Here is a 25271-nt window from a genome sequence, read left to right as displayed (position 1 = left end):
GGCGCCTTTTTTCACAACACGACAACGAGGAGACCGTGCCATGGGCATGTTCAACTGGACGGAGAAATCGGCTTCCACGCTCAACCACGGCGGCGTGATCGCGCCCGATGAGCGCCTGCCCTGGCCGCAGACGGCGGTGATGGGCGTGCAGCACCTGATCGCCATGTTCGGCGCCACGGTGCTCGCCCCCATCCTGATGGGCTTCGACCCCAACGTCGCCATCCTCATGAGCGGCATCGGCACGCTGATCTTCTTCCTCATCACCGGCGGCAAGGTGCCCAGCTACCTGGGTTCGAGCTTCGCTTTCATCGGCGTGGTGATCGCCGCCAGCGGCTACGCAGGCCCGGGCCCCAACGCCAACATCGGCGTGGCGCTGGGCGGCATCATCGCCTGCGGCCTGGTCTACACCCTCATCGGCGCCATCGTGCAGGCCGTGGGCACGGGCTGGATCGAGCGCTTCATGCCGCCGGTGGTCACCGGCGCGGTGGTCGCGGTGATCGGTCTGAACCTGGCCGGCATCCCCATCAAGAACATGGCGCCCACCGGCTTCGACGCCTGGATGCAGGGCATCACCTTCGTCTGCGTCGCGCTGGTGGCCGTGTTCACCAGCGGCATGGTCCAGCGCCTGCTGATCCTCATGGGCCTGATCATCGCCAGCCTCATCTACGCCGTGCTCACGAACGGGCTGGGCATGGGCAAGCCGCTGGACCTCTCCGGCATCGCCAACGCCGCCTGGTTCGGCATGCCCAACTTCAGCGCGCCCGTGTTCCAGATGAACGCCATGCTGCTGATCGCGCCGGTGGCCATCATCCTGGTGGCGGAGAACCTGGGCCACATCAAGGCCGTGACCGCCATGACCGGCCGCAACCTGGACCAGTACATGGGCCGCGCCTTCATCGGCGACGGCGTGGCCACCATGGTGGCCGGCAGCGCGGGCGGCACCGGCGTGACGACCTACGCCGAGAACATCGGCGTGATGGCCGCGACCAAGATCTACTCCACCGCGATCTTCCTGGTGGCCGGCCTGATGGCCGTGCTGCTGGGCTTCAGCCCGAAGTTCGGCGCGCTGATCCAGGCCATTCCGCTGGCCGTCATGGGCGGCGTGTCCATCGTGGTGTTCGGCCTGATCGCCATCGCCGGCGCCAAGATCTGGGTCGACAACAAGGTCGATTTCTCCGACAACAAGAACCTGCTGGTGGCCGCGATCACGCTGATCCTGGGCACGGGCGACTACACGCTGAAGTTCGGCGGCTTCGCGCTGGGGGGCATCGGAACGGCCACCTTCGGCGCGATCATCCTGTACGCGTTGCTCAACCGCGGCCGGGCCACGCCCAAGGCCTGAGCCTCTTCACCGGCGCGTGCGCTCGGGGGCGGCCTTGTCCGCCCCCACCTTCGGCGGCCCGCTGACCGCGCCACCGATCCTGGACCCGATGGCGGTGCCGATGCCCGGCAGGATCGCCGTGCCGACCGCCGCTCCGGCCAGGGCGCCCCAGGAAATCTCCACCGCCGGCTCGCGCGTGGGCCCCTTGGCGGCGAAGGGCACGCTCACGATGCCGCCACCGATCGACAGCTCCCCTTGTGCGTCGATCTGCTGGCGGTGCAGCGTGGCCTTGCCCGTGGCGCTGTAGCTGCCCGCCACCGCCTTCACCTCGGTGAACTCCGTCCGCATGCCTTGCTCGGTGTTGCGCGTGGCCATGACGCCGCTGAGGCTGTCCAGCGGCGTCTGGCCCTCGCGGTCTTGACCCAGGGACTTGATGGCCTTGTCCAGGTCGATGCGCAGCATGCGGGCGCGCTCCACGTCGAGCACGCTGCGCGTGCGCAGCGAGCGGAACAGCTCAACCGCCGTGTCGCCTTCGGCGCTCAGTGCCGTTCGACCCGAGGCAAGGCCACCAATGAACGAACGCCGGTGAAAGGCGTCCATCAGCGCCGCCACGTCCACGCGCCGGGGCGCAAGTTCCCCTTGCAGCACCATGCGGCCCTCGGCCGAGGTGGCCAGCCGCGCCTGGCCGTTCGCCGATCCGCCACCTGCCTGCACACGCAGCTGGTAGCGGTCCGCATCGCCTTCGGCTCGGCCGTCGCGCGTGGCGTCCAGCGAGACCGGTGGATTCGCGTCTGGCCGGCGGATCTGCAGGCGGCCCGGCCGGCGGTCCTCGTCCAGCTCGATCTCGCCCTCGTACACCACCGGCACCTCGCTGTAGGAGATGTAGGTCACGTCGCTGAACACGATCGAGCGCAGGACCAGCGCGCCCGCCTGGCTGTCGGTGGTCTTGCCCCGGTAGGCGGCCAGCGCCTTGCGCGGCACCACGGCGCCCTCCACCTCCAGGCGGTCGATGACCAGTTGCTTGCGCCACAAGGGCATGAGCCGGGGGCGGATCGCGATGCGCCGCACCTCGATGGCTTCGGCTTGTTCGGTGCGGGCGTCCAGCACCTCGACTTCCGGCACGCCGAGCACGCGCCAGCGCACCGAGCCCACCACGAGCTTCTGGCCCAGGCGGGCCTCGAACTCGGCCTCCAGCCGCCGCGCCAGCTCGTCGTCGCTGGGCAGCCACGCCCACACGGCCAGGCAGGCGAACACCAACAGCGCCACCAGGGCGGCTGCGGCCAGGGCCCAGCGGCGTGCGAGTGTCATGAAAGGGGTTGCTCCACCCTGGATGGTGCGGGCGCGCGCCGCCGCCGTCTGTAGGCATTCGCCGCCTTCTGCATCGGAACCGGCCGTCTCCTATAGTGACGCCACCATCACAGGAGCCCGACCTTGCCCATCTGGAAAAAACCCCTCTCCGTCGCCGAACTCACCGCCATCCACAAGGACACCGCCGTGCAACACCTTGGCGTGGAGTTCCTGGAGGTCGGCGACGACTTCATCCGCGCCCGCGTGCCGGTGGACACCCGCACCAAACAACCTTATGGCCTGCTGCACGGCGGCGTGAGCGTGGTGCTGGCGGAGACACTGGGCTCGTGCGGCGCGGCCTACAGCTGCCCCGAAGGCCACCGCGCGGTAGGCCTGGACATCAACGCCAACCACCTCAAGGGCGCCACCAGCGGCTGGGTGACCGGCGTCACGCGGCCGGTGCACATCGGCCGCACCACGCAGGTCTGGCAGATCGACCTGACGAACGAGGCGGGCGAACTCACCTGCGTCTCGCGCATCACGATGGCGGTGCTGGGGCCGCGCTGACCGGTCGGCGGCTCAGCCGCGTTCGCAGCGCCCCTGCGCCGTGGCCTGGCCCCGGAAATCGCTGGCCCAGGTCTGGGCGGCGGTGTCGATCTGGATGCGCTCGTTGTCGACCGCGGTGAGGATCACGGTCTCCTGCACCGAGAAGGTGTAGACCGGCACGCCGTCGATGTGCACCGCGCGCACGCGCTTCTTGTCGTAACCGATGCGCACGGTGCGCGTCCACGTGGTGCGCGCGGGCAGGTAGACCGCTTCGCAGACCAGCGTCACCTCTGCGGTCTTGTCCGCATTTTTGTTCTTGCCTTGCGCCACGGCTGGTGCCGCCACCATGGCGGCGGCCGTCATCATGCCCAGCGCCAACAGCCCCGCGCCTTTCATGGTGCGTCGGCCTTGGCCAGACGCTCGCTCTTCCAATAGACGTCGTCACCGCCGTTCATGCGATTGAGCACGCGCGCGAGCACGAACATCAGGTCGCTCAGGCGGTTGAGGTACTGGCGCGGCGTTTCCTTCAGCTCTTCGGCTTGGCCCAGCGCGACCACGGCGCGTTCGGCGCGGCGCGCCACCGTGCGGCACACATGGGCCTGGCTGGCCGCTCGGTTGCCGGCGGGCAGGATGAACTCCTGCAGGCGCGGCAAGGCCTCGTTGTGCGTGGCCAGCGCCTCGTCGAGCGCGAGCACGGCCTCGGGCTTGAGCAGTTCAAACCCCGGGATGGAAAGCTCACCGCCCAGGTTGAACAACTGGTGCTGGATCTCCACCAGCAGCTGGCGCACGCCCTCGGGCATCTCCTCGCACAGCAGCACGCCGATGTGCGAGTTGAGCTCGTCCACGTCGCCCATGGCGTGCACGCGCAGGCTGTCTTTGGAAACGCGGGTGTTGTCGCCCAGCCCGGTGGTGCCGGCGTCGCCGGTGCGGGTGGCGATCTGGGTGAGTCGGTTGCCCATGAAATGCCTCTTGTTGGCCGATGTGAGACAGCGATTGTCCCCGAGGTCGGGCATCCGGCCGGAACCCGTAACCGGATGAGGGGAAATGTGTCTGAGGCAAGGGTGTTTGGCAGAGCGCAACGGCACGCAAAAGCGCTTGGCCCGGGCCGGTGATGCGGGCGTAATGCGACTTCGTTCCTCGTTTCAAAGGAGTCACACCGATGTCCCGCTTTCGTCTCCAGTCCCCGCTCTCCATCTCGGATTTCGAGAAACGCAGCGTGCAGCTGATGGCCGCCTGCGCCCTGGGGCTGGCCGGTCTCTCCAGCGTGCAGGTCGCACCACCCACGCGCCACGCCCTCTCCGCCTTCACCCCGTCCTCGCGCCAGGCCGACACACCGCGTCCCGTGCGCCTGAACGCCGCCACCGCCCTCTTGCCCGCTCGCCGCTGAGGGCGGAACGCGCGGGCCGCACACGGCGGCCCCCAAGGCTTAAACTGACCGGCTGCACACCCCCACTGCTGCCGGAGACAAGCCCCATGAACGCCCCCACTGCCCTGAGCCACCTCACCCCCGAAGTCCACCAGCGCGCCGTCCCGGCCGAGTTCCTCACGGCCCTGCAGGCGCGATTCGGCGCGCAGTGCTCCACCGCCCTGGTGGTGCGCGAGCAGCACGGGCGCGACGAGTCGGTATACGAGGTGCCGCCGCCGGTCGCCGTGGTGTTCGCCCAGAGCACGCAGGACGTGGCCGATGCCGTGAAGCTGGCCGCCCAGCACCGCGTGCCGGTGATCCCCTTCGGCGTGGGCTCCTCGCTCGAAGGCCACCTGCTGGCCGTGCAAGGGGGCATCAGCATCGACGTGAGCCGCATGAACAGCGTGCTGTCCATCAACGCCGAAGACCTGACGGTGACCGTGCAGCCCGGCGTGACGCGCAAGGCGCTCAACGAGGCGGTGAAAAGCGAAGGCCTGTTCTTCCCAATCGACCCGGGCGCCGATGCCTCCATCGGCGGCATGTCGGCCACGCGTGCCTCGGGCACGAACGCGGTGCGCTACGGCACCATGCGCGAGAACGTGCTGGCGCTCGAAGTCGTCACCGCGCGCGGCGAGGTCATCCGCACCGGCACGCGCGCCAGGAAGAGCAGCGCCGGCTACGACCTCACGCGCCTGATGGTGGGCAGCGAAGGCACGCTGGGTGTGATGACCGAGATCACGCTCAAGCTCTACCCGCTGCCCGAAGCCATCTCGGCCGCGACCTGCTCCTTCCCCACCATCGAAGCCGCGGTGCGCACCGTGATCCAGGTGATCCAGCTCGGCGTGCCGATCGCGCGCTGCGAACTCATCGACCACAACACCGTGCGCATGGTCAACACGCACAGCAAGCTCGGCCTGCGCGAAGAGAACATGCTGCTGATGGAATTCCACGGCTCGCCCGCGAGCGTGAAGGAACAGGCCGAGACGGTGCAGGAGATCGCCAGCGAGTTCGGCGGCAACGCCTTCGAATGGGCCGACACGCCCGAGGAGCGCACGCGCCTGTGGACGGCGCGGCACAATGCCTACTTCGCCGCGATCCAGAGCAAGCCGGGCTGCCGCGCGATCTCCACCGACACCTGTGTGCCCATCAGCCGCCTGGCCGACTGCCTGCTGGACTCGGTGACCGAGGCCGACGCGGCCGGCCTGCCCTACTTCCTCGTCGGCCACGTGGGCGACGGCAACTTCCACTTCGGCTACCTGATCGACCCCAACAAGCCCGAAGAGCACACGCTGGCCGAGGAGCTCAACCACAAGCTGGTGGCGCGCGCGCTGAGCCTGGAAGGCACCTGCACCGGCGAACACGGCGTGGGCCTGCACAAGATGGACTTCCTGGTGTCCGAGGCCGGCACCGGCGCGGTCGACATGATGCGCACCATCAAGCGCGCGCTCGACCCGGACAACATCATGAACCCGGGGAAGATCTTCGCGCTTTGATCGCGCCAAGCCGGCAGCGGTTTTAAGGAACCGAATCCGGCTTTGTCGGCGAAACAGGTGCGGCCATCAAAACGAGGGCTGCGTCGTGCCCCAGCTGGGAAGCCTAAATGGCTTGCATCTGAATGAGCCGGTCAACCACCTGTGCATAGAACTTCTGCAGGACCTCTTCTGTCTGCGTCGATCCAAACTCCTTTCCCACGGAAAACTTGGCGGTCCATAGCGCATCGCCTTGGCGGTGGTCAACCAGGCTGACTTCGACCTGCATCTTTGAAGTGCAAATGAGATTGAGCGAACCGCACTCAACCGTGAAGCCTGCAGGCTTGATGCGCAGTTGGCCATCGGCCCCATCGACTTTTTCGGCAAGCACGCGGACATTTCGATTGGCGAGCGCCGGCACCAGAAACCTGTTGAGGCCGTTTTCGAGGTGCATCAGCAGGACCGGCATATCCTCCTGCTTCTGAGCGATGTGCCGACTCCAATCCAGATGCTTCGCTTGGATGTTCGCATCGGTCACGCTGGTGTATCGGCCCGAGAGCGAGGCCTTCTTTTCATAGTTGACGGTCAGCGCATTCATGCGCGTGAAATGGCCGCGTTGCTCCTCCTTCAAGATGTGGCTTGCGCACCCCATCAGCCCCGTTGCGATGGCGAGGAGTGCAAGCATCCTCAAGGTTCTAGCGGTGGTATCCATTGACTTCATTCCCTTGTATGAAAGAGGATGGGCCGAATGCTTGGTTGGGTCGGCTCGAACGGGTTCAGCGCGGCAGCGGAGGACTGGGCCTCTCTGTTCGCTGCGTCGCGATTCTGGTGCGCTGAATCGCTTTTGCCCATCCAAGAAAACTTGGATTCGCACGAACCGTTTGGCCGCCGTGCGCCCGGCCCGCGCACCTCAGAGACCACCGTCCGCGATCGACACCCCCACCGCCGTCCCCTTGCCCGACACGCTTGTGAGCGTGGTCGACTGCCCCAGCAAGGTCGCCATGCGCTTGACGCTGTACAGCCCAATGCCCATGCCTTCGGGCACGCGCTCCAGCTCGCCGCCGCGCTGGAATGCCTCGAAGCACTGGGCCGCATCGGCCTCGCTCATGCCGATGCCGGTGTCGATCACCATGAGCCACAGGCGCCCCCGCCGGCGACGGCAGCCGATGAGGATGCGGCCGCCTTCGTCCGTGTAGCGCAAGGCGTTGGACAGCAGGTTGCGGGCGATGCGCTGCAGCATCAACACGTCGGTGCGAACAAGCCGGTGCACCGGCAGGTAGCGCAGGGTGATGTGGTGCGCCCGCGTCCACTGGCGAAACTCCTGCACCACGGGTTCGAGCACGGCATGCAGGCTGACCACCTTGAGGTCCAGTACGGGTTGCTCGTTCGAGCTCATCTGGCGCATGCTGACCACGAAGTCGTTGACGGTTCTCATGGCTTCGTCAATGCCTTGCAGAAGCCCCTCCTGATTGCGCAGTGGTGCATCCCGCAAAGCTTGCACGTACAGGTTCACGCTCTGCAGTGGTTGCAGAAGGTCGTGTTGCGCGGCGGCATAGAGCAGGCTGCGGTCTTGCGCCCGCGAGACGCTGGCGCGCAGCAGGTTGCGCCTGCGCAGAATCTGCGCACTGACCGCGCAACCCAACAAGGCCGCCACCAGGGAGCCCTGCACGAAGTTGGAGATCAGGGTGACATGGATGGGCAGTTCCATCAGCCGATAGAGCACATACAGCAGGCCCGAGAACGCATAGACCCCCCACACGGCCAGAAACAGCAAGCGATGCATCTCCGCGCGCCGGATGGCGTGGCGCAAGGCCAGGACCATCATGGCGAAGGCGTAGAGAGTTCCGCCCATCACCAGCATCCGGCGGGAGGTGTAGGGCCAGAGGCACGCCACCAGCGGCACGACCATCAGCCAGAGCCATGCGCCCAGGCGCAGCAAACGGTCCGCCATGGGGTCCTCGGCGCGCGTGTCCAGGAACACCCGGGCGTGCAAGGCGCTCAGTCCAAGCAGGCCGACGTAGCCGGCCCAGCCCAGCCACCCGGTCTGCCAGCGATCCAGCCACGGCAGCAGATGGTGCATCGCGCCGGAGACCCACATGGCCCCCAGCATCTCGCAGGCTGCCATGGCCAGGAACAGAGGCAGTGAGCGGTCCGCCGCCACCGGGATCAGCGTCAGCACGTACAGCACCACCACCAGGGGCACGGCCAACATCATGCCGATGCCCAGGTGCAGCTTTCCCTGCGTCAGTACGAAGGCGTCGTCCTGCATTGCGAACAAGGGAAAGCGCATGAGGTTGTAGCCATCGAGCCGCAGCATCAGGCGCACCTCCTGCCGCCCCTGCAAGTGGAGCCGCCAGGCTGGGTAGAGCAGACCGGAGGAGATGGCGAAGGCGCGAAGACGCTCCAGCTGCGCATGCTCCACCCACTGCCCGCGGTCGTCCTGCAGCCACAACCGCACCTCATCCTGGGTCGGCAGTTCGTAGGTGAGCACCCACGATCGGGGCTTGGCGTCGGGGTTGTTCAGTGTGAGCTGCGCCCAATAGGGGTAAGGCAAGCCATGGCCAAAGGCGTGGTTGGCGTGCGGCAGGCGGGCCGCCTGACCCGATGCGACCCGTGCAGCGATCTGTTCGGGACCGTATTCGCCCCGGGCGTCGGCCACGGCCTGCAGCGCCGACCACAGCGGCACTCGGTCCGTGGCGGGGTCCAGCGCCATCGCGGCCGCACTGGTCCAAGCCCCGAACAGTAGGGCCGCCATAAGCAGCTGTCTAACCCAGCATGCCATGCGCTTGGGCCCATGCCATGTATTGCATGGAGGCCTGCGTCCGGTTCTGCACGCCCAGACGTTGAAAGATGGTGTTCAGATGGGTGCTGACGGTCTGCTCACCAATCTTGAGGCGCAACGCGATCTCCCGGTTGCGGTAGCCACTGGCCACCTCGGCCAGCACCGCACGTTGGCGCTCCGTGAGCAGATCGACGGGGTGATGTGGCACCTCCCCCGAGCTGGCCGGCACCGACAGAGCCGGACCGCACGGCGCTGCCGATCCTGGCAGGAATGGCTGGAGCTTCTGGATGAAGCTCTGTGGCAGCGCCGACTTTGAGATGAAGGCCTGCGCACCCAGATCGAGCGCGGCCTGCTCGGTGGATTTGTCGTCGCTGGCGCTGAAGACGACGATGGCGATGCCCGGCGCCACCTCCCGCAGGGCGCGCAAGGTGGCCAACCCCCGGGAATCCGGCAGATTGAGATCGGCGATGACCAAGCCGGGCGGCTCGCGCCGCCGCAGCAAGCGGTTCTTCGCCTGCATCAGCGAGCCCACGGTCACGACGCCACAGTCCGCGTGGGCCTGCGGGTGCAGCACCGCCAGACTGGCCGTGATCGAACGGATCATCAGCGGGTGGTCTTCGACGATGAGGATGTCGAAATGGCTCATCGCGCGGGAGAACTCAGGAATAACGAACCCATGTTGGATGTCCTCCCTCGGTTCTTGAATTGTTCGTATGGGCCCCACCTGAAAGAGGGCCTGGGCTCAAGAACGCTCAGCCGAGCAATCTATTTCGGCACGCGCGCCACAACGCACATGACGCACGAGTTCGCGTCATGGGTCATTGAATGGCTCTGTTCAGGGAACGAATCGACGCACCGACACCCCGATGCGCGTACCCCCGGGGGTTCGATCGGAAGGCGTCAGGGCGCCGGGCGCGCCTCCAGCACCGCCACTTGCGCGCCCAGCCTGTCCAGCAGGCGCAGGCGCGGGCCCTGCATGGCCCACTGTTCGGTGGTGGCCAGCGCGAACATGAAGGCGCGTTCGCGTTCCATGTCGGCCGCACAGGTCTGCAGTTCGCGGCGTGGGCCGCGCAGCATCTGCAGGGCCTGGCCGTTCAGGGTGTAGGTGCCGATGAGTTCGTTGCAGCCTCCCGAGCCGGTCACGCGGCGGCCCTCGCTGTTCAAGACGAAGTGCGGCGCCTTGGCCGGGTCCTGCGCGGGCAAGGGCTGGCCGTCGAGCGACACCAGCACCCAGCGCACGTTCTCGATTCGGGGCGCGGCGGGCTGCGCGCGGGTATCGACCGGGCGCAGCAGCACGTCGGCATGGGTCGTGCCCGAGTGGCCGAGGACGAGGTAGGCGCTGTCGGTGACGTACAAGGCCTTGCCATCCACCAGGATCTCGGCGCGCACCGAGTAGCTGCCCTTCTCCTGCACCCGCCGTTGCTCCACCGGCAGGCTGAAGCGCAGCGGCTGCGGGCCGCTGGCGGGGCCGGCGAAGTGGGCCAGCGTGACGGAGCCGCCATCGGCGCGGGACACGTCGGCCACCGACACGTCAAGCACCGCGTTGGGCGGCAGGGCGATCGTCCCTTCGAAGCGGGCCGTGCCGGTCACGGTGTAGGACGGCGGGTTGGTGACGGGCGTGCCGCAGGCCGTGAGCAGCAGGCCCGTGGCCAGGGCGCCCAGCAGGGGACGGCGGGACACGCGTTGGCTGGAGAGGTTCGACATCGTCATCGGGAGGCTCCTGAAAAATGGGATGGTGTGTGGGACAGCCACCCCATTGTGCTCAGAAGTGCCCGCCACACCTGTGAAAGCCTGCAACCGGGCTCAGGCCGCCGCGCCCAGCCGGAACACCGCCACCGCCCGAACCAGGTCTTCGGCCTGCTGCCGCAGGCTGGTGGCCGAGGCGGACATCTGCTCGACCAGCGCGGCGTTCTGCTGGGTGGTCTGGTCCATCTGCAGGACGGCCTCGCCCACCTGGGACACCCCGGCGCTCTGCTCGGCGCTGGCGCTGCTGATCTCGCCCACCAGGTCGGAGACGCGGCGGATGCTGCCCACCACCTCCTGCATGGTGGTGCCGGCCTTGTCGGCCAGGGTGACGCCGCGTTCCACACGCTCCACACTCTCGCCGATCAGGTCCTTGATTTCTTTCGCGGCCTGCCCGGAGCGCTGCGCGAGGTTGCGCACCTCGCCAGCCACCACCGCGAAGCCCCGGCCCTGCTCACCGGCGCGCGCGGCTTCCACTGCCGCGTTGAGCGCCAGAATGTTGGTCTGGAAGGCAATGCCGTCGATCACCGCGATGATGTCGGCAATCTTGCGCGAGCTGTTCTCGATGCCCTTCATGGTGTCGACCACCTGGTTCACCACCTCGCCGCCCTGCTGGGCCACGCTGGAGGCGCCCTGCGCGAGCTGGTTGGCGGTGCGCGCGTGTTCCGCGTTCTGGGTCACGGTGCTGCCCAGCTGCTCCATCGATGCCGAGGTCTGTTCGAGGGCGCTGGCCTGGCTTTCGGTGCGGCGCGAGAGGTCGCTGTTGCCCGAGGCGATTTCCGCGCTGCCGTTGGAGACGGCCTCGGCCCCCTGACGCACGGCGTGCACGGACGTGGCCAGCCGTTCGGTCATGGTGCGCAGCTTGGCCAGGGCGCTGTGCGTGTCGCCTTCGCGCACCCGCATGGACACGCCGAGGTCGCCAGACGCCACCGCGTCGGCGATGCGCTTGAGTTCATCGGGGTCGGCGCCGAGGGAGTGCACCACCTTGCGCAGGTAGATCGCCAGCCCGGCCAGCCCCAGGGCAACGACCACCACGGAGACCACCACGATGTTGCGGTCGAGCTTCGAGAGGCTCTCGATCTCGTCGATGCGGAAGGCCAGGCGCTCGCCCTGGCGCTTCTTCTCCTGGGCCAAGGGCTTCAACAGGGCATTGCGCGCGGGGATGGTGTGGTCCACCAGGTAGGCGAAGGCTTCGTCCTTCTTGCCTTCCTGGATGAGCTTCACGTTGGCCTCGCCGATGCGCCAGAACTCGGTCATGAGGGCCGGCAGGGGCGCGAAGGCCTGTCGCCCGGCCTCGTCGATCATGCCCTCGCCGAACATCTTGAGCGCTTCAAGCAGCAGGCGTTTCTTCTCGCCGATGTCCGCCAGCGTGGCGTCGAGTTCCTGGGGGTTGCGCGAGAGGATCGCATGGCGCACCTGCAGCGAGGTGCGGGTGACATTGAGCTCCAGCTCGGCAATGATCTGCAGCTGGGGCACGTTGGTTTGGTTGATGCGTTCGGCAGCCTCCACCACCCGGCCCATCATGATCCAGACCGTGGCCGCGACGGCCAGCAGCAGCACGACGAGCGTGGCATTGATGAGCAGCAGCCGCTGCCCCAGATTCAAGCGTTGCGACATGGGTACCCTCCTCAGGTGGCCCAAGTCGAGTGGCAACTTTCAGAGCAAGGCACAACGCCGCAAAACCGGGCCAGCTCAGGTTATGCGTCTGTCAAGTGGCGCAATGCGGGGAAAAGCCGGGAGAAACAGGCCTGTTTCTCCGCCGCAGGCGGCGCCGTCAGTGGGCAGCCGTGCCGCGCAGGCGGTCGATGATGCCGTTGAGGGCCTCCAGCGAGCCGAACTGGATCACCACTTCGCCCATGTCCTCGAAGCGGCCGTGGCGCTTCACGCGCTTCTTGACCCGCACCTCGACATCCGCCGTCAGCAGATCGGCCAGCTCTTCTTCCACCCGGCGGATGTCGCGCGATTTCTCTTTCTTGAGCTTTTGCGGCGCCAGCGCAAATTCGGCGCCCAGCTTCTTCACCAGGCCCTCGGCCTCGCGCACCGACATCTTCCTGGCCGCGATCTGGTTGCCGGCGGTGATCTGGTGCGCCTTGTCCAGGGCCAGCAGCGCGCGCGCGTGGCCCATGTCGAGGTCGCCCGCCATCAACATGGTCTGCACCGGCTCGGCCAGCTGCAGCAGGCGCAGCAGGTTGCTCGCGGCGCTGCGCGAGCGCCCTACGGCCTGGGCCGCCTGTTCGTGAGTGAGCCCAAACTCTTTCACCAGCCGTTGCAGGCCGTGGGCCTCTTCCAGCGGGTTGAGGTCTTCGCGCTGGATGTTCTCGATCAGCGCCATGGCGGCGGCGGACTCGTTGGGCACGTCGCGCACCAGCACCGGCACGCTGTCCAGGCCGGCCAGCTTGGAGGCGCGGAAGCGCCGTTCGCCCGCGATGATCTCGTACTTGCCGGCGTTCGGGCCGTCGGCCAGCTGGCGCACGAGGATGGGCTGCATCACGCCCTGGACCTTGATCGACTCCGCCAGCTCGTACAGCGCGCCCTCGTCCATGCGGGTGCGCGGCTGGTACATGCCCGCCACCAGCTCGGTCACGGGCAGGCTGTTGGGCGCACCCTCGGCGGCGGTCGGCGCGGCGGCGCCCTCTTCCACCTTGGGCCCCAGCAGGGCTTCGAGTCCGCGGCCGAGGCCCTTGGGTTTCTTGGTGACCATGGGTCTTCTTCTTTCAAAAATCAGAGGTTCATGAGTTCGGCCAGCACGGCATGGCCGGTCGGCCAGTCGCCCAGACCGGACTCTGCGTTGATGTGGCCGGCTTCGCCCAGGTCGACGAAGCGCGAGCCCCAGGCCATGGCAAACGCCTGGGCCCGCTCGAAGCTGCAGTACGGGTCGTTTCGGCTGCCCACCAGCACGCTGGGGAACGGCAGGCGCTGCATGGCAATCGGTGACCAGCTGGGCAGCACGGGGCGCATTTCATCCCGCTCGGCGTCGCCGGGCGCCACCAGCAGCGCGGCCTTCACGCGATCGGTGTTCTTCGAGTGCGAGGCCCAGGCCGCCGTGTGCAGGCAGCCCAGGCTGTGCGCCACGAGCACCGCCGGCTCATCGCAGCCCAGCAGCACCTCTTCCAGGCGCGCGATCCAGTCGCCGCGCTTGGGGCGCATCCAGTCGTGCTGCTCCACCCGGTGGTAGCCGTGGCTGGCCTCCCAGCGGCTCTGCCAATGGTCGGGGCCGCTGTTCTGCCAGCCGGGGAGGATGAGGATGTTCTGAGGTTTCACGTGAAACAAAAGCCCTTTAGAGCTTGCCGATGCGCGCAACCATCTCCTGCGCAAACGCCACGAAGGCCTGGCTGCCCCGGGCCGCCGGGTCGAAGACCACGCCGGGCAGGCCGTAACTGGGTGCCTCGGCCAGGCGCACGTTGCGCGGGATCACCGTGTCGAACACCTTGTCGCCAAAGTGGGCCTTGAGCTGGTCGCTCACCTGCTGCTGCAGGGTGATGCGGGGGTCGAACATGACGCGCAGCAGGCCGATGATGGCCAGGTCCTTGTTCAGGTTGGCGTGCACCTGCTTGATGGTGTTGACCAGATCGGTCAGGCCTTCGAGCGCGAAGTACTCGCATTGCATGGGCACGATCACACCGTGCGCCGCGCACAGGCCGTTGAGGGTGAGCATGGACAGGCTGGGCGGGCAGTCGATCAACACGAAGTCGTAGGCATCCCCCACCTCGGCCAGGGCGGTTTTCAGGCGCTTCTCGCGCCGCTCCACCTCCACCAGCTCGACCTCGGCCCCGGCCAGCTCGCGGTTGGCCCCGAGCACGTGGTAACCGCATTTCTCCGAATACACCGCCGCCTCGGCCACCGAGGCCGACTCCAGCAGCACGTCGTACACCGAGAGCGTCATCTGCCGCTTGTCCACGCCCGAGCCCATGGTGGCGTTGCCCTGGGGGTCCAGGTCCACCATCAGCACCCGCTGGCCCACCTTGGCCAGGCCGGCGGCCAGGTTGACGGTGGTGGTGGTCTTGCCCACCCCGCCCTTCTGGTTCGCCACACAAAAGATTTTCGCCATGATGCTGCTTCTTATTTGGAGAGGGCCAGCTTGATGCCGAAGCCGATGAGGAAGACCCCCGCCAGCTTCTCCAGCGTGCGGCCGATGACCGGGTTGGCGCGCAGCCGCGCGGCCAGGAAGTGGGTGAGCAGCACGGCCACCAGACCATAGAGGAAGGTGAGAACGGCCACGGTGACGGCCATGGCACCGAAGGTGATCAGGCCCTGGTGGCGGGCCGGGTCCACGAACAGCGGGAAGAAAGCCATGTAGAACACGATGGCCTTGGGGTTGAGCAGGGTGATGACGGCCGCCTGCTGGAAGTACTGGCGCGGGCGGATGTTGAGCACCGGGGCGTCGCCGGGTTTGGCGGTCAGCATCTTCCAGCCCAGCCAAGCCAGGTAGGCCGCGCCCAGCCACTGCACCGCACTGAAAGCCGCCGGGTAGGCGGCCAGCAAGGCGGCCACACCGGCCACGGCCAGCCACATCAGCACCTGGTCACCGGCGATCACACCGAAGGTGGCGGCCAGCCCGCCGCTCACGCCACCCTTGCCGGTGGAGGTGATGAGCGCCAGGTTCCCGGGTCCGGGAATGAGCAAAAAGAGGACGATGGCGGCCACGAAAGCGCCGTAATCTGCGATGCCGAACATGGAGGAACCCCGAGAAGTGGAGGGTCGAGTTTAAGCGCCCGCCACCCGCCGGCTGTGATGTTCAGGCAACAGCGCCGGGGGTTGGGCGCATCCAGACGATGCAGCGCTCGGCATCGAGGCCCGGCACCTGGAGTTGTTCCACGTGAAACACGTCCACCACGGCCTTCAAGGCACCTAGTTCATCCGCCGGGTGCTTGCCCTTCATGGCCATCCAGACGCCACCCTCGACCAGGGCGCTGCGCGACCAGTTCGTGAAGTCCACCAGAGAGGCAAACGCCCGCGAGCACACGACCTCGTAGCCTTGCCCCGAGAGCGCGTTCAGGCTTTCCACCCGCGCATGCAGGCCACGCAGGTTGGACAGCTTGAGCGTGGCCGCCGCCTGCTGGATGAAGGCCGCCTTCTTGGCCACCGTGTCCACACAGGTCACCTGGATCTGCGGACAGGCGATGGCGATCACCACGCCGGGCAGCCCACCGCCCGAACCCACGTCCAGCAGCTGCAACGCCCTGCCCTGCGTCTGCCGCAGCAACGGGCCGATGGCGGCCAGGCTGTCGAGCAGGTGGTGCGTCATCATCTCGGCCGGGTCGCGCACGGCCGTGAGGTTGTAGACCTTGTTCCATTTCTGGAGCAGGCCCAGGTAGTCCAGCAGCAGATCGACCTGACGGGCATCGAGGCCGAGCTGGAGCGACTGCAGCCCGGCCTGCAGGGTGGCGCGCAGATCGCTCATGCGGCGGCGTCGGCAGGCAGGGTGGCAAAGCCCTTGAAGCCACCCTTCTTCAGGTGGATCAACAACAGGGAGATGCTCGCCGGTGTGATGCCCGAAATGCGGGACGCCTGGCCCAGGGTCTCGGGCCGGTGCTTGGCCAGCTTCTGCCGTGCCTCGAACGACAGCGCCGTCACCTGCAGGTAGTCGAGGTCGGCCGGCAACTTCAGGCCCTCGTAGTGGGCAGCACGCTCCACCTCGTTCTTCTGGCGGTCGATGTAACCCGAGTACTTGGCCGCGATCTCCAGTTGCTCCACCACCGGTTCGAGCAGTTCAGCCAGTGTTTCACGTGAAACCTCGGGGCCCGCGAGCTTGCCGCCGTCCATGCCCACGAGGTCGGCATAGGCCACCCCGGGTCGGCGCAGCAGGTCGAACAGGTTGTGCTCGTGCTCGATCGCCTTGCCCAGCACCCGCTCGCTCTCTTCCGCCGGCAGGTTGCGCGGATTCACCCAGGTCGCCTTCAGCCGCTCTGTTTCACGTGAAACCGCGTCGCGCTTGCGGCAGAAGGCGTCCCATTGCGCGTCGCCCACCAAGCCCAGGCGGCGGCCGGCCTCGGTCAGGCGCATGTCGGCGTTGTCCTCGCGCAGCTGCAGGCGGAACTCGGCGCGGCTGGTGAACATGCGGTAGGGCTCGGTCACGCCCTGGGTAACGAGGTCGTCCACCAGCACGCCCAGGTAGGCTTCGTCGCGGCGCGGCAGCCAGGCTGCTTCGCCCCGGCATTGCAGCGCGGCATTCAGCCCGGCGAACAGGCCCTGTGCCGCCGCCTCTTCGTAGCCCGTGGTGCCGTTGATCTGGCCGGCAAAGAACAGGCCCTGGATCTGCCTGGTCTCGAAGCTGTTCTTGAGCGAGCGCGGGTCGAAGTAGTCGTACTCGATGGCGTAGCCCGGGCGCAGGATGTGCGCGTTTTCCAGTCCCGGCATGCTGCGCACCAGCGCGTACTGGATGTCGAACGGCAGGCTGGTCGAGATGCCGTTGGGGTAGACCTCGTGCGTGGTCAGGCCCTCGGGCTCCAGGAAGATCTGGTGGCTGTCCTTGTCCGCGAAGCGGTTGATCTTGTCTTCCACGCTCGGGCAGTAACGCGGGCCCACGCCCTCGATCTTGCCGGTGAACATGGGGCTGCGGTCGAAGCCGGAGCGGATGATGTCGTGCGTGCGCTCGTTGGTGTGCGTGATCCAGCAGGGCACCTGCTGCGGGTGCATGGCCGTGCTGCCCATGAAGCTGAACACCGGCACCGGGCGGTCCGGATTCATGCCGCCAGGCACGCCGTCACCGGGCTGCTCGGTGCATTTGGAATAGTCGATGCTGCGCCCGTCCAGGCGCGGCGGCGTGCCGGTCTTCAAGCGGCCTTGCGGCAGCTGCAGCTCTTTCAGACGGGCCGAGAGCGACACCGCCGGCGGGTCGCCCGCGCGGCCGGCCGCGTAGTTGTTCAGGCCCACATGGATCTTGCCGTCCAGGAAGGTGCCGGCCGTCAGCACCACCGTGCGGCCCCGGAAGCGGATGCCCACTTGCGTCACGGCCCCCGTCACACGGTCCCCTTCGACCATCAGGTCGTCCACCGCCTGCTGGAACAGCCAGAGGTTGGGCTGGTTCTCCAGCGTGCGGCGGATCGCGGCCTTGTAGAGCACGCGGTCGGCCTGGGCACGCGTGGCGCGCACCGCCGGGCCCTTGGAGCTGTTGAGAATGCGGAACTGGATCCCGCCCTCGTCCGTGGCCAACGCCATCGCGCCGCCCAGCGCATCCACCTCTTTCACCAGATGGCCCTTGCCGATGCCACCGATCGACGGATTGCAGCTCATCTGGCCCAAGGTCTCGATGTTGTGCGTGAGCAGCAGCGTGGCACAGCCCATGCGCGCGGCGGCCAGCGCGGCCTCGGTGCCGGCGTGCCCGCCGCCAACGACGATGACATCGAATTCCTGTGGGTACAACATGGTGCTTCTTCCGGGGAAATGCAGGCCCGGCGCGCCCGGGCAACCTGCGATTGTCCCACCGTTGGGGATTTCCTGCCCCCTGCAGCCTCTCACGGAACGCAGGAATGCTGCGTGGCGGCGGTGCCAGAATCCCGGCCATGAGCACCCTTCCACCCCTTCTCGTCTTCGCGGGCAGCACCCGCGCCCAGTCCCACAACCGCCGCCTGGCCCAGGTCGCCGCCGACCTCGCGCGCGCCGCTGGTGCCCCGGTGACCCACCTCGAACTGGCCGACTTCGACCTGCCGATGTACAACGCCGACCTGGAGGCGCGCGGCACGCCGGCCGCCGCGGTCCGCCTCAAGGAGATCTTTTACGCCCACCCGGCGTGGGTAATCTGCTCACCCGAGTACAACGGCAGCTACACCGGCCTGCTCAAGAACACCATCGACTGGGTCTCCAGCCCCGTCAAGGGCGACCCGGCTTGGGGCGACGGCCTCAAGCCCTTCGCGGGCAAGGTGGTGGGCCTGCTGAGCGCCTCACCCGGCGGCCTGGGTGGCGTGAGAAGCCTATCCCACCTATCTCCACTGCTATTGAATTTGCAGTGCTGGCTGACCCCGCGCCAGTTCGCGCTGGCGCGTGCGGGCGAGGCCTTCGACGCCAGCGGGCAGCTGGCCGAACCAGCGCGCCAGGGTGTCAAGGGTGTCGTCGATCAGGCACTGTGGGCGGCGCAGCGTTTGGCCCCTTGATACGTCGGCCTTAGCGGTACACGTCGAGAAACGCCTCCCACGCTGTGCGCACCGAGTGGCCACTGCGCGCAATCGCCGGGTCAAGCACCGCCCTCATCTGCTGCAGAGGAATCCCATCTCCGGCGCTGACGCCCTGCTCAATCTGCCGAAGCAGATTGCTGAATGCAGGATGGCTTTGCTCCGCGTCCTGATGCAGGCTCGCGGCGACTTGCCGTGCCGCAGTGAGATACAAAGCCGACACAACCTCCGGGTACCCTGCCTGCCCCATCTGCTCGCGGCACTCGGCAAGAAGGACCAAGGGGTTGTTGGGGTAGCGCACCTTCTGGAGCACAGGGAAGGTTTCGACGATCTGCAACAACTGCTCGTTCAGCGCCTGATCGCGAGGCAGCCTTTGGGCGATTGCAGTCAACCCACCGAGACAGTGGTTCCAGACCGACTCCACGACCTCGGTGGGCTCCAGGCCACGCACGTGGGGTGCGAACTCTCCGATCAACCGGGCTTGCTCGTGTGCTGGCAGGCCCGATGCGCAAACGCCATCGAGCCATTGCCAAAGCACCTGCTTCTTCTCGTTCTTCTTCAAATCATCCAGCGAAGCAACGATCCGGCCGCGCGCACGCCGCAGGTCATCCATCTGCACAGCCACCGCGTTCTCATCGAAATCGTCGACCTGCTGCAGACGGGTCTGGAGATCGGTGTGGTCGTCCACCGTGAATGTCGCCTCGCTCATCATGGGCGTGAAGCCCAGCCGCGTGGTGTCCCACCAATCCTGCAGCACTTGCCGGTCCGCTGCGTTGAACCGTTGCCTCGCCACGGGTTGCACACTGGTTGCAAACTGCCACCGCGCCGCGAACTCGCGCCGTTCCAGTTCGTGCTCCACATGCCCCAGCACCGTGCCGAGCTGACTCCCCATGGGGTAGCTGGGGGGGAGCAGTCCCAGCCGCACGGCAAGGTCTCGCACAGCATTGCCTGAGTGATTGGAGGATAAAAATTCCAGAGACATGGATTCGATGCGCAAGCTCTGGAGAGAGATCGAGTTCAAGAAGGCACACACTTTCTGAAGGGTCACAAAAAAACGCGCACACGCGCGTCGCGATGGACGCGCTGCACGCGATCCAACCCGTCGAAGTGCGTGCATGATCGAAACGGTTCGCCTAGCCACGCGAACCGCGAGCGCCCGGCAGTCAGCGCGTGCGCCGAAGGATCTCGTCGGCCAGCTTCTGGTACTCACCGTTGAAATGGTGGTCGCCCGGCAGCGGCACCGGCGTCACCTGTGTCGTGGGCACGCGCGGGCAGACCGTGTCGCGGTCGTTGGTGCCGAAGACGCACAGGGTGTCGCCGGCGGTGAGCTTCTGCAGCTCGGGCTTGAGCGGCAGGCCGCCGCTGTCGCGCTTGACCCAGTTGCTCAGGCGGAACTCGAACGACGCTTTCTCGCCTGGCCCGATCAGCACCGTGTGCGCCACCAGCCCACGCGAGCTCGGGGGCAGGCGCGGCACCGCGAAGGGCAGCACGTCCGCGCCCTGCGAATAGCCGACCAGCAGCGCCCGGCTCTTCTTCCATTGCACGGCGAAACTGCGCAGCACGCGGTCCAGGTCTTTGGCCAGACCCTCGGGCGTGCGCGCCGACCAGAAGTAGCGCAGCGAGTCCAGCCCCACCACCGGCACGCCCGCCGCCGCGAACTTCGCGGCCAGCTCCTTGTCGATGCCCGCCCAGCCGCCGTCGCCCGAGAGCAGCACGGCGAAGGTGTCCGAGGTGCCGCTGGAGGGCACGGGCACCAAAGGAAGGTCGGCCACGCCGGTGTCGGGCGCGAGCGCCACCGCAGCGGGCAACCGGCTGAGCTTGCGCTGCGCGTCGAGCAGCGCCGGCGTGGTGTCGGCACCCGCCACGCCCACCAGCTCGGCGCCGTGCACCTGCCCCACGAAGGCCTGCACGTCGGCGGTGGCACAGGCAGTGTTCGCGCCGCCCTGCAGCACGGTCCAGGGCGCGCGCAACTGCGGCGACGGCAACAGCGTGAGGGCGGTCCGATCGGCACGGCGTGAGAAGTGAACACCCTCGCCCTTGCACAGCGGCCGCCGCACCGCCAGCGCGGGGCAGAAGGCCATCGAGATCGCGCCACCAAAGGTATCCACAGGTGCCTGCGCGAGCATCGCGTAGGCCAGCGTGCCGCCCTGCCCTTCGCCCACCAGCAGCGGAGGAAAGTAGGCCGGCAGGCGCGCATAGCCCTGCAAAAAGTGCGAGAGGTTTTCCAGATCGCCATCGGGCAGCAGGCAGTCACCGCCGTCCTTGGTCAGTGCGGCCAGCAGGCGCGGCGTGTGGATGCCGGCCACCAGCGCGCCCTGCCCCGCCAGGGCCTGCGCCTGGGCGGCCAGCGCGGGCGTCCAGCCGCCCTCGCCCGAGAGGAACAGCACGAAGGACTTGGCCTCGCCCGGTGGCCGGTACAGCGACAGGTTCTTGAAGTTGCCGTGCGAAAGCGTTTCGACCGGGGCCACAGGCGTCGAGGCCTGCGCGCGCGCCGTCGCCGGTGACGCGAGCACCGCCAGCAGACAGGCCGTGATGATCGAGGTCTTCATCTTCATTTGGAGATCACCTTGCGCAGGCCACCCGCGATCAGCGCGGCCACGTCGGCCAGGATGAAAAACGGCGCGAAGCCGCCCGGCGAGGCCAGGTAGCGCGGCTCCCAGACCGGGTCGAATTTTTCCTTGAACGCGCGCAGGCCCTGGAAGTTGTAGAAGTTTTCGCCGTGGTTGAACAGCAGCCGGCCCAGGCGGTGCCAGTTGGGCGCCAGCGGGTGCTGCGCCATGCCCGAGAGCGGGACCATGCCCAGGTTGAAGCGCTGGTAACCCTGCGCCTGGAAGTGCAGGATGGTCTGCGCGAACAGAAAATCCATCGCGCTGCGCGGCGCGTCGGGCATTTGGCGCATCAGGTCCACGCTCGCCTCCAGTTTCTGGTCGGTGCGCAACAGCGTGGCGAAGGCCACGATGCGCTCGCCCTGCCGCACCACCGCCACCGGCTGTCGCAGCACGTAGTCGCGCCGGAACGCGCCCAGCGAGAACGCCTTCTCCGCCGTGTGGTGCTCGCTCAGCCACGCATCCGAGATCAGCTGGAGCTGGCTGAAGACCTCCACGGCCTGCTCCGGCATCAACACCTCGAAACTCAGGCCATCGCGCTGCGCGCGTGCCACGCCGTGGCGCAGGTTCGCACGCGCCTTGCCCTGCAGCGTGAACGTGGGCAGGTCCACCAGCGCGCATTCGCCGAGCTTGTGCACGCGCAGGCCCGCGTCGAGGTACACCGGCAGCCCCTCGGGCCGCACCTGGTAGAACGCCGCGCGCCCGCCCGACTCGCGCGCCTGTTCCACGAAGCGCCACACCAGCTCGGCCCACTCGTTCACCGGCCCCACCGGGTCGTACAGCGCCACCCACGAACGGCCCCGTCGACCGAACATGATGAACGCCCGCTGCGTGTCCGACACCATCAGGCTCTTGTCTCCCATCATCACCAGCCCCGCCCCCGCCGAGGGCTGGGCCCGCACGATGCGCGCCGCCTGCTCCAGCGCACCGCTGTCGGGCTTGACCAGCACCGCCTGCGGCCGGCGCAACAACTGGCTCAGCGCCACCGCCAGCGTGAGCAGGCACACCGCCACCAGCGCGCGCAGCGAACGCGGCGCGTAGCCGTCGAACTCGAACTGCCACCAGACCTGGTTCACATAGTCCACATCGCGGTACACGAAGAACAGCAGCGCCGTGACCGCCATCACCACCGCCGCCACCGCGGCCAGCCAACCCCAGGTGAAGGCCTGCGAGAACAGCGCCGCGCGCCGGTTGAACTGCTTGCGCGAGAGCGCCAGCGCGCCTGCCAGCACCAGCAGCAGCACCGCTTCCGACACCGCAATGCCTTTGGGCAGGCACAGCACGAGGCTGACCAGCGCCAGGCCCAAGCCGGCCCACCACGACGCGTCCAGCCGCAGGAACATGCCGCGCGCCACGAACAGCAGCGCCAGCCCCGCGATGCTGCCCAGGAAGTGCGCCGCCTCCACCACGGGCAACGGCATGTGGCGCGAGAGCAGCTCGGTCGCGTCCTCGGTGGCCGGCGTCACGCCCGAGACCAGCAACACCACGCCCACCACCCAGGTGAAGGCCGACAACAACAGGGGCGAGAGGCTCGCCGCCGCCTTCACCACCGGCGTGGCCGCGCCGCGCTGCCACTCCGCGCCCGCCAGCATCGCCACGGCCAACGCCAGCGGCAGCAGGTGGTAGACCACGCGGAACATCACCAGGGCGGCGGCCAGCTGCTCGGCCGGCACATGGTGGCCCAGCGCCAACAGCATCACCGCTTCGAACACCCCCAGGCCGGCCGGCACGTGGCTGATCACGCCCAGCGCGATCGCCAGCGCGAAGAAGCCCACGAAGGCCGGAAAGGCAATGGCCCCGGCCGGCAGCAGAAACCACAAAGCGGCCGCGGCGGCCACCACGTCCACGGCCGAAATCAACAACTGCTGCAGCGCCAGCGACGCACTCGGCAGGCGCAGCACCACGCCCCGGAACACCGTCTCGCCCCCGCGCCGGCAAAACCCGATGAACGCGCCCGCCGCCAGCAGCACCGCCACGGCCAGCCCACGCAACAGGCCCGGCGGCGTGCCGAACACCGACTGCACCGTGCCCGCGCCCCACACCAGCGCACCCGCGCCCACCACCACGATGCCGATGCCGAACCCGAAGGCGTTGAACACGATGGCGCGCGAGACCAGGCCCGCCTCCAGCCCCGCCGCCCCATACAGCCGCATGCGCACCGCGCCGCCCGTGAGCACGCCCAGGCCGATGGTGTTGGACAGCGCATAGGCGATGAATGCGGTCTTCGCCACCACGCGCTGCGGCAGCTGGGCGCCCGCATAGGCCAGGGCCGTGCGGTCGTAGAACGTGAGCGCGAAATAACTCGCCGCGGTCGCCAGCACCGACAACGCGAGCGCCGTGGCCGGCGTGGCGCGCACCGCGTCCACGATCTCGCCGTAGCTCAACTCGGTCATGAGCTTGTGGCCGGCCTGCACCAGCAGGGCGCCCAGTAACACGGCCAGCGCCGCGTACACCCACAGGCGCCACTGGCTCAGTCGGGAGACCAGCGTCTCGGGGTGGGTGGTGGTCAGGGGCTCGAGAGGGTTCCGTTGCTGCATGCCGAGGTGCAAAGCCAGTGAAGAACCAGTGTAAGCCGCGCCTTGTCCACCGCTTCGCGTCAATGCACCAGCGAACTCCGTGGTCGACCCACACCACTGCTTTTTGTCGCTCGATGGCTCACCCAGCGAGAGGCCATCTCCCTGGAAACAATTCCCGGCCATTCATTCCATACAGACTCCATGATCAGCTTCCCACCCAACCAGAGCCCATTCAGTTTCCCCGATGAAGTGTTGGACACGCTACAAACAATCCCGTCTGAAAAGAAGGCACCGGATACCCAACCGATCCAGCTGAAAGGGGTGGAAAACATTTCGAAACTTGTTTTTGAGCATTTTTCAGACCCCGAGAAGCTTGATGATTGGGCGAACACCAAATGTTCGCTCATTCGAGAATGCTTGGAGAAGACGGATGGATTTGGCAACATCCTGCACCGCTATCGCCAACAACGACTTCAAATCACCCGCGACGCCGAGAAGGATTGGGGAGACGAGAACCGCGTCAACACGGATCGGGTGTTGAAAGCCATTGAGCAACTGCCAGCCTCCCAGCAACGACAGCCACTGGTGGCTTTGGTGAAGAAATACGCCACATGGCTTAGCGATCGCACTTGGCCAGCCAAGCACGATCTGACATCTGAGCAATTCAAAAAGATGGCTTTTCTCGTCGCGACCTCATTTCCCCGGGAAAAAACCATGTGGGAATGTCTGGCGTCGTTGACCCGCCGCCTACCTCGTCCATCCATCGGAGCAGCCCTTGACCACCTTCTCCCGCCATTGATCCAGGACAATGGCTGGTCACCGCAGCACAGGCAGATGGTTCTACCCGCGCTGATAAAAGCAGTTCCGAAGAACAACCCTCCGGAGAAACACTGGGACTGCATATTGACCGCATACGACAATCTGCCCCTGGATCGACGCGAACCATCGCTGAACGAATTGATGCTGCGTCTGCCCAGCATGAACGATGATCTGGCATCCCGAGTCATCGGCAGGTGTCTCAAGACGGTTCAAGTTCCAGCCAATAGCGAGCCGCAGAAAGCCTTGAATCTTCTATTTCACATCATGGCCCAATGCGTTGAACGCAAGGACAAGGCCAGCTTTCTCGACGGCTGCTCCATCTCCATGGCCATACCGTATTCACCGGAGTCGCTCATGAAGAAGTTGGAGGAGAAGAATTCATCCGCGCGCGACTTCCTTCAATCCATGCGGCCTGACGTCAAGAAAACCATGAAAGCGCATGCCATTTTTCTGCGAAAAATGGCATTGGAAGGCATTGAATCCAGCAGCGTGGAATTGCTGGCGAAAGTTGGCCGGCACTATATGGCCCTCTACCCGCCAGCGGAATGGATGTCCGTGCTGGATACGTTCCACAAAGAATTGCCGACCTCTCAATCCAAGGCTTTTCTTTTCAACTACATGGAAAAGCTGAAAAATTTCATCAAGGCAGGAGAGGTGAAGACGCCATAA

23 protein-coding genes are annotated in these 25271 nt (G+C 66.9%); 6 read left to right on the top strand and 17 right to left on the bottom strand.

All coding sequences use genetic code 11. The features are described from left to right. The first annotated feature begins 40 nt into the window (after positions 1-40). Entirely contained in the window at positions 41-1342 is a 1302-nt protein-coding gene (locus tag ACODTB_RS16605; protein ID WP_488929489.1) for a solute carrier family 23 protein, read from the top strand. Between the two features lie 6 nt (positions 1343-1348). On the opposite strand, the gene ACODTB_RS16600 is transcribed toward ACODTB_RS16605, so the two are convergent. Next, entirely contained in the window at positions 1349-2629 is a 1281-nt protein-coding gene (locus ACODTB_RS16600) for an AsmA-like C-terminal region-containing protein (RefSeq protein WP_291119231.1), read from the bottom strand. Between the two features lie 123 nt (positions 2630-2752). Here ACODTB_RS16600 and ACODTB_RS16595 point away from each other — a divergent pair, with 123 nt between their 5' ends. Beyond that, positions 2753-3175 carry a hotdog fold thioesterase gene (locus ACODTB_RS16595; RefSeq protein WP_291119229.1) on the top strand — a complete coding sequence of 141 codons (423 nt, stop codon included), beginning with the start codon at positions 2753-2755 and terminating at the stop codon, positions 3173-3175. 12 nt (positions 3176-3187) lie between these two features. Here ACODTB_RS16595 and ACODTB_RS16590 read toward each other — a convergent pair whose 3' ends face one another. Together ACODTB_RS16590 and ACODTB_RS16585 are read right to left on the bottom strand one after the other, a co-directional pair. Continuing rightward, a complete protein-coding gene (locus ACODTB_RS16590; protein ID WP_291119226.1) occupies positions 3188-3550 on the bottom strand; it encodes a hypothetical protein in 363 nt (120 codons plus the stop codon). After that, positions 3547-4113 carry a cob(I)yrinic acid a,c-diamide adenosyltransferase gene (locus ACODTB_RS16585; protein ID WP_291119221.1) on the bottom strand — a complete coding sequence of 189 codons (567 nt, stop codon included), beginning with the start codon at positions 4111-4113 and terminating at the stop codon, positions 3547-3549. The genes ACODTB_RS16590 and ACODTB_RS16585 overlap by 4 nt, the downstream gene beginning before the upstream one ends. A gap of 200 nt (positions 4114-4313) precedes the next feature. Here ACODTB_RS16585 and ACODTB_RS16580 point away from each other — a divergent pair, with 200 nt between their 5' ends. Together ACODTB_RS16580 and ACODTB_RS16575 are read left to right on the top strand one after the other, a co-directional pair. Beyond that, positions 4314-4541 (top strand): hypothetical protein, encoded by a 228-nt coding sequence (locus ACODTB_RS16580; protein WP_291119216.1) that lies wholly within the window; start codon positions 4314-4316, stop codon positions 4539-4541. A gap of 86 nt (positions 4542-4627) precedes the next feature. Continuing rightward, positions 4628-6052, top strand: coding sequence for an FAD-binding oxidoreductase (locus ACODTB_RS16575; protein WP_291119213.1), 1425 nt, complete (start codon positions 4628-4630; stop codon positions 6050-6052). A gap of 103 nt (positions 6053-6155) precedes the next feature. Here the strand turns inward: ACODTB_RS16575 and ACODTB_RS16570 are convergent, their stop codons facing one another. The 11 genes from ACODTB_RS16570 to mnmG form a co-directional block, all read right to left on the bottom strand. Then, a complete protein-coding gene (locus ACODTB_RS16570; RefSeq protein ID WP_291119211.1) occupies positions 6156-6713 on the bottom strand; it encodes a hypothetical protein in 558 nt (185 codons plus the stop codon). Between the two features lie 225 nt (positions 6714-6938). Beyond that, positions 6939-8783, bottom strand: a complete 1845-nt coding sequence (locus ACODTB_RS16565) for a sensor histidine kinase (protein ID WP_291119208.1) — start codon at positions 8781-8783, stop codon at positions 6939-6941. Between the two features lie 10 nt (positions 8784-8793). After that, positions 8794-9456: a response regulator transcription factor gene (locus ACODTB_RS16560; RefSeq protein WP_291119205.1), complete on the bottom strand. Its 663-nt coding sequence runs from the start codon at positions 9454-9456 to the stop codon at positions 8794-8796. A gap of 254 nt (positions 9457-9710) precedes the next feature. Then, entirely contained in the window at positions 9711-10520 is an 810-nt protein-coding gene (locus tag ACODTB_RS16555; RefSeq protein WP_488929488.1) for a YbaY family lipoprotein, read from the bottom strand. Positions 10521-10613: 93 nt separating this feature from the next. Next, positions 10614-12170, bottom strand: coding sequence for a methyl-accepting chemotaxis protein (locus ACODTB_RS16550; protein ID WP_291119199.1), 1557 nt, complete (start codon positions 12168-12170; stop codon positions 10614-10616). Positions 12171-12327: 157 nt separating this feature from the next. After that, a complete protein-coding gene (locus ACODTB_RS16545) occupies positions 12328-13254 on the bottom strand; it encodes a ParB/RepB/Spo0J family partition protein (protein ID WP_291119197.1) in 927 nt (308 codons plus the stop codon). 20 nt (positions 13255-13274) lie between these two features. Next, positions 13275-13814, bottom strand: coding sequence for an RBBP9/YdeN family alpha/beta hydrolase (locus ACODTB_RS16540; RefSeq protein WP_291119193.1), 540 nt, complete (start codon positions 13812-13814; stop codon positions 13275-13277). A 16-nt stretch (positions 13815-13830) separates the two neighbouring features. Further along, positions 13831-14601, bottom strand: coding sequence for a ParA family protein (locus ACODTB_RS16535; RefSeq protein WP_291119191.1), 771 nt, complete (start codon positions 14599-14601; stop codon positions 13831-13833). Between the two features lie 11 nt (positions 14602-14612). Next, a complete protein-coding gene (locus ACODTB_RS16530; RefSeq protein WP_291119189.1) occupies positions 14613-15227 on the bottom strand; it encodes a LysE family transporter in 615 nt (204 codons plus the stop codon). Positions 15228-15288: 61 nt separating this feature from the next. Further along, on the bottom strand, positions 15289-15954 hold the full coding sequence (gene rsmG, locus ACODTB_RS16525; RefSeq protein ID WP_291119182.1) for a 16S rRNA (guanine(527)-N(7))-methyltransferase RsmG: 666 nt from the start codon (positions 15952-15954) through the stop codon (positions 15289-15291). After that, positions 15951-17918 carry a tRNA uridine-5-carboxymethylaminomethyl(34) synthesis enzyme MnmG gene (gene mnmG / locus ACODTB_RS16520; RefSeq protein WP_291119175.1) on the bottom strand — a complete coding sequence of 656 codons (1968 nt, stop codon included), beginning with the start codon at positions 17916-17918 and terminating at the stop codon, positions 15951-15953. Before mnmG ends, rsmG begins: the two co-directional genes overlap by 4 nt. A gap of 137 nt (positions 17919-18055) precedes the next feature. On the opposite strand from mnmG, the gene ACODTB_RS16515 reads away from it, so the two are divergent. After that, positions 18056-18643 carry an NADPH-dependent FMN reductase gene (locus tag ACODTB_RS16515; protein ID WP_291119171.1) on the top strand — a complete coding sequence of 196 codons (588 nt, stop codon included), beginning with the start codon at positions 18056-18058 and terminating at the stop codon, positions 18641-18643. A gap of 10 nt (positions 18644-18653) precedes the next feature. On the opposite strand, the gene ACODTB_RS16510 is transcribed toward ACODTB_RS16515, so the two are convergent. From ACODTB_RS16510 to mprF, 3 genes are all read right to left on the bottom strand, one after another. Continuing rightward, positions 18654-19682, bottom strand: coding sequence for a hypothetical protein (locus ACODTB_RS16510; RefSeq protein WP_291119169.1), 1029 nt, complete (start codon positions 19680-19682; stop codon positions 18654-18656). 142 nt (positions 19683-19824) lie between these two features. Beyond that, positions 19825-21216, bottom strand: coding sequence for an AcvB/VirJ family lysyl-phosphatidylglycerol hydrolase (locus ACODTB_RS16505; protein WP_291119166.1), 1392 nt, complete (start codon positions 21214-21216; stop codon positions 19825-19827). Beyond that, positions 21213-23804, bottom strand: coding sequence for a bifunctional lysylphosphatidylglycerol flippase/synthetase MprF (gene mprF, locus ACODTB_RS16500; RefSeq protein WP_488929487.1), 2592 nt, complete (start codon positions 23802-23804; stop codon positions 21213-21215). Before mprF ends, ACODTB_RS16505 begins: the two co-directional genes overlap by 4 nt. Positions 23805-23984: 180 nt before the next feature. Here mprF and ACODTB_RS16495 point away from each other — a divergent pair, with 180 nt between their 5' ends. Next, positions 23985-25271: a hypothetical protein gene (locus ACODTB_RS16495; protein WP_291116495.1), complete on the top strand. Its 1287-nt coding sequence runs from the start codon at positions 23985-23987 to the stop codon at positions 25269-25271.

The organism is Hydrogenophaga sp. FG152 (assembly GCF_057809615.1).
This window is presented reverse-complemented; position numbering and strand designations above follow the sequence as displayed.

What these genes read in the sequence shown, in the direction of transcription:
- ACODTB_RS16605 (WP_488929489.1), top strand. Translation starts at nt 41, where the DNA reads ATGGGCATGTTCAACTGGACGGAGAAATCGGCTTCCACGCTCAACCAC.
- ACODTB_RS16600 (WP_291119231.1), bottom strand. Translation starts at nt 2,629, where the DNA reads ATGACACTCGCACGCCGCTGGGCCCTGGCCGCAGCCGCCCTGGTGGCG.
- ACODTB_RS16590 (WP_291119226.1), bottom strand. Translation starts at nt 3,550, where the DNA reads ATGAAAGGCGCGGGGCTGTTGGCGCTGGGCATGATGACGGCCGCCGCC.
- ACODTB_RS16585 (WP_291119221.1), bottom strand. Translation starts at nt 4,113, where the DNA reads ATGGGCAACCGACTCACCCAGATCGCCACCCGCACCGGCGACGCCGGC.
- ACODTB_RS16580 (WP_291119216.1), top strand. Translation starts at nt 4,314, where the DNA reads ATGTCCCGCTTTCGTCTCCAGTCCCCGCTCTCCATCTCGGATTTCGAG.
- ACODTB_RS16575 (WP_291119213.1), top strand. Translation starts at nt 4,628, where the DNA reads ATGAACGCCCCCACTGCCCTGAGCCACCTCACCCCCGAAGTCCACCAG.
- ACODTB_RS16570 (WP_291119211.1), bottom strand. Translation starts at nt 6,713, where the DNA reads ATGCTTGCACTCCTCGCCATCGCAACGGGGCTGATGGGGTGCGCAAGC.
- ACODTB_RS16565 (WP_291119208.1), bottom strand. Translation starts at nt 8,783, where the DNA reads ATGGCGGCCCTACTGTTCGGGGCTTGGACCAGTGCGGCCGCGATGGCG.
- ACODTB_RS16560 (WP_291119205.1), bottom strand. Translation starts at nt 9,456, where the DNA reads ATGAGCCATTTCGACATCCTCATCGTCGAAGACCACCCGCTGATGATC.
- ACODTB_RS16555 (WP_488929488.1), bottom strand. Translation starts at nt 10,520, where the DNA reads ATGACGATGTCGAACCTCTCCAGCCAACGCGTGTCCCGCCGTCCCCTG.
- ACODTB_RS16550 (WP_291119199.1), bottom strand. Translation starts at nt 12,170, where the DNA reads ATGTCGCAACGCTTGAATCTGGGGCAGCGGCTGCTGCTCATCAATGCC.
- ACODTB_RS16545 (WP_291119197.1), bottom strand. Translation starts at nt 13,254, where the DNA reads ATGGTCACCAAGAAACCCAAGGGCCTCGGCCGCGGACTCGAAGCCCTG.
- ACODTB_RS16535 (WP_291119191.1), bottom strand. Translation starts at nt 14,601, where the DNA reads ATGGCGAAAATCTTTTGTGTGGCGAACCAGAAGGGCGGGGTGGGCAAG.
- ACODTB_RS16530 (WP_291119189.1), bottom strand. Translation starts at nt 15,227, where the DNA reads ATGTTCGGCATCGCAGATTACGGCGCTTTCGTGGCCGCCATCGTCCTC.
- rsmG (WP_291119182.1), bottom strand. Translation starts at nt 15,954, where the DNA reads ATGAGCGATCTGCGCGCCACCCTGCAGGCCGGGCTGCAGTCGCTCCAG.
- mnmG (WP_291119175.1), bottom strand. Translation starts at nt 17,918, where the DNA reads ATGTTGTACCCACAGGAATTCGATGTCATCGTCGTTGGCGGCGGGCAC.
- ACODTB_RS16515 (WP_291119171.1), top strand. Translation starts at nt 18,056, where the DNA reads ATGAGCACCCTTCCACCCCTTCTCGTCTTCGCGGGCAGCACCCGCGCC.
- ACODTB_RS16505 (WP_291119166.1), bottom strand. Translation starts at nt 21,216, where the DNA reads ATGAAGATGAAGACCTCGATCATCACGGCCTGTCTGCTGGCGGTGCTC.
- mprF (WP_488929487.1), bottom strand. Translation starts at nt 23,804, where the DNA reads ATGCAGCAACGGAACCCTCTCGAGCCCCTGACCACCACCCACCCCGAG.
- ACODTB_RS16495 (WP_291116495.1), top strand. Translation starts at nt 23,985, where the DNA reads ATGATCAGCTTCCCACCCAACCAGAGCCCATTCAGTTTCCCCGATGAA.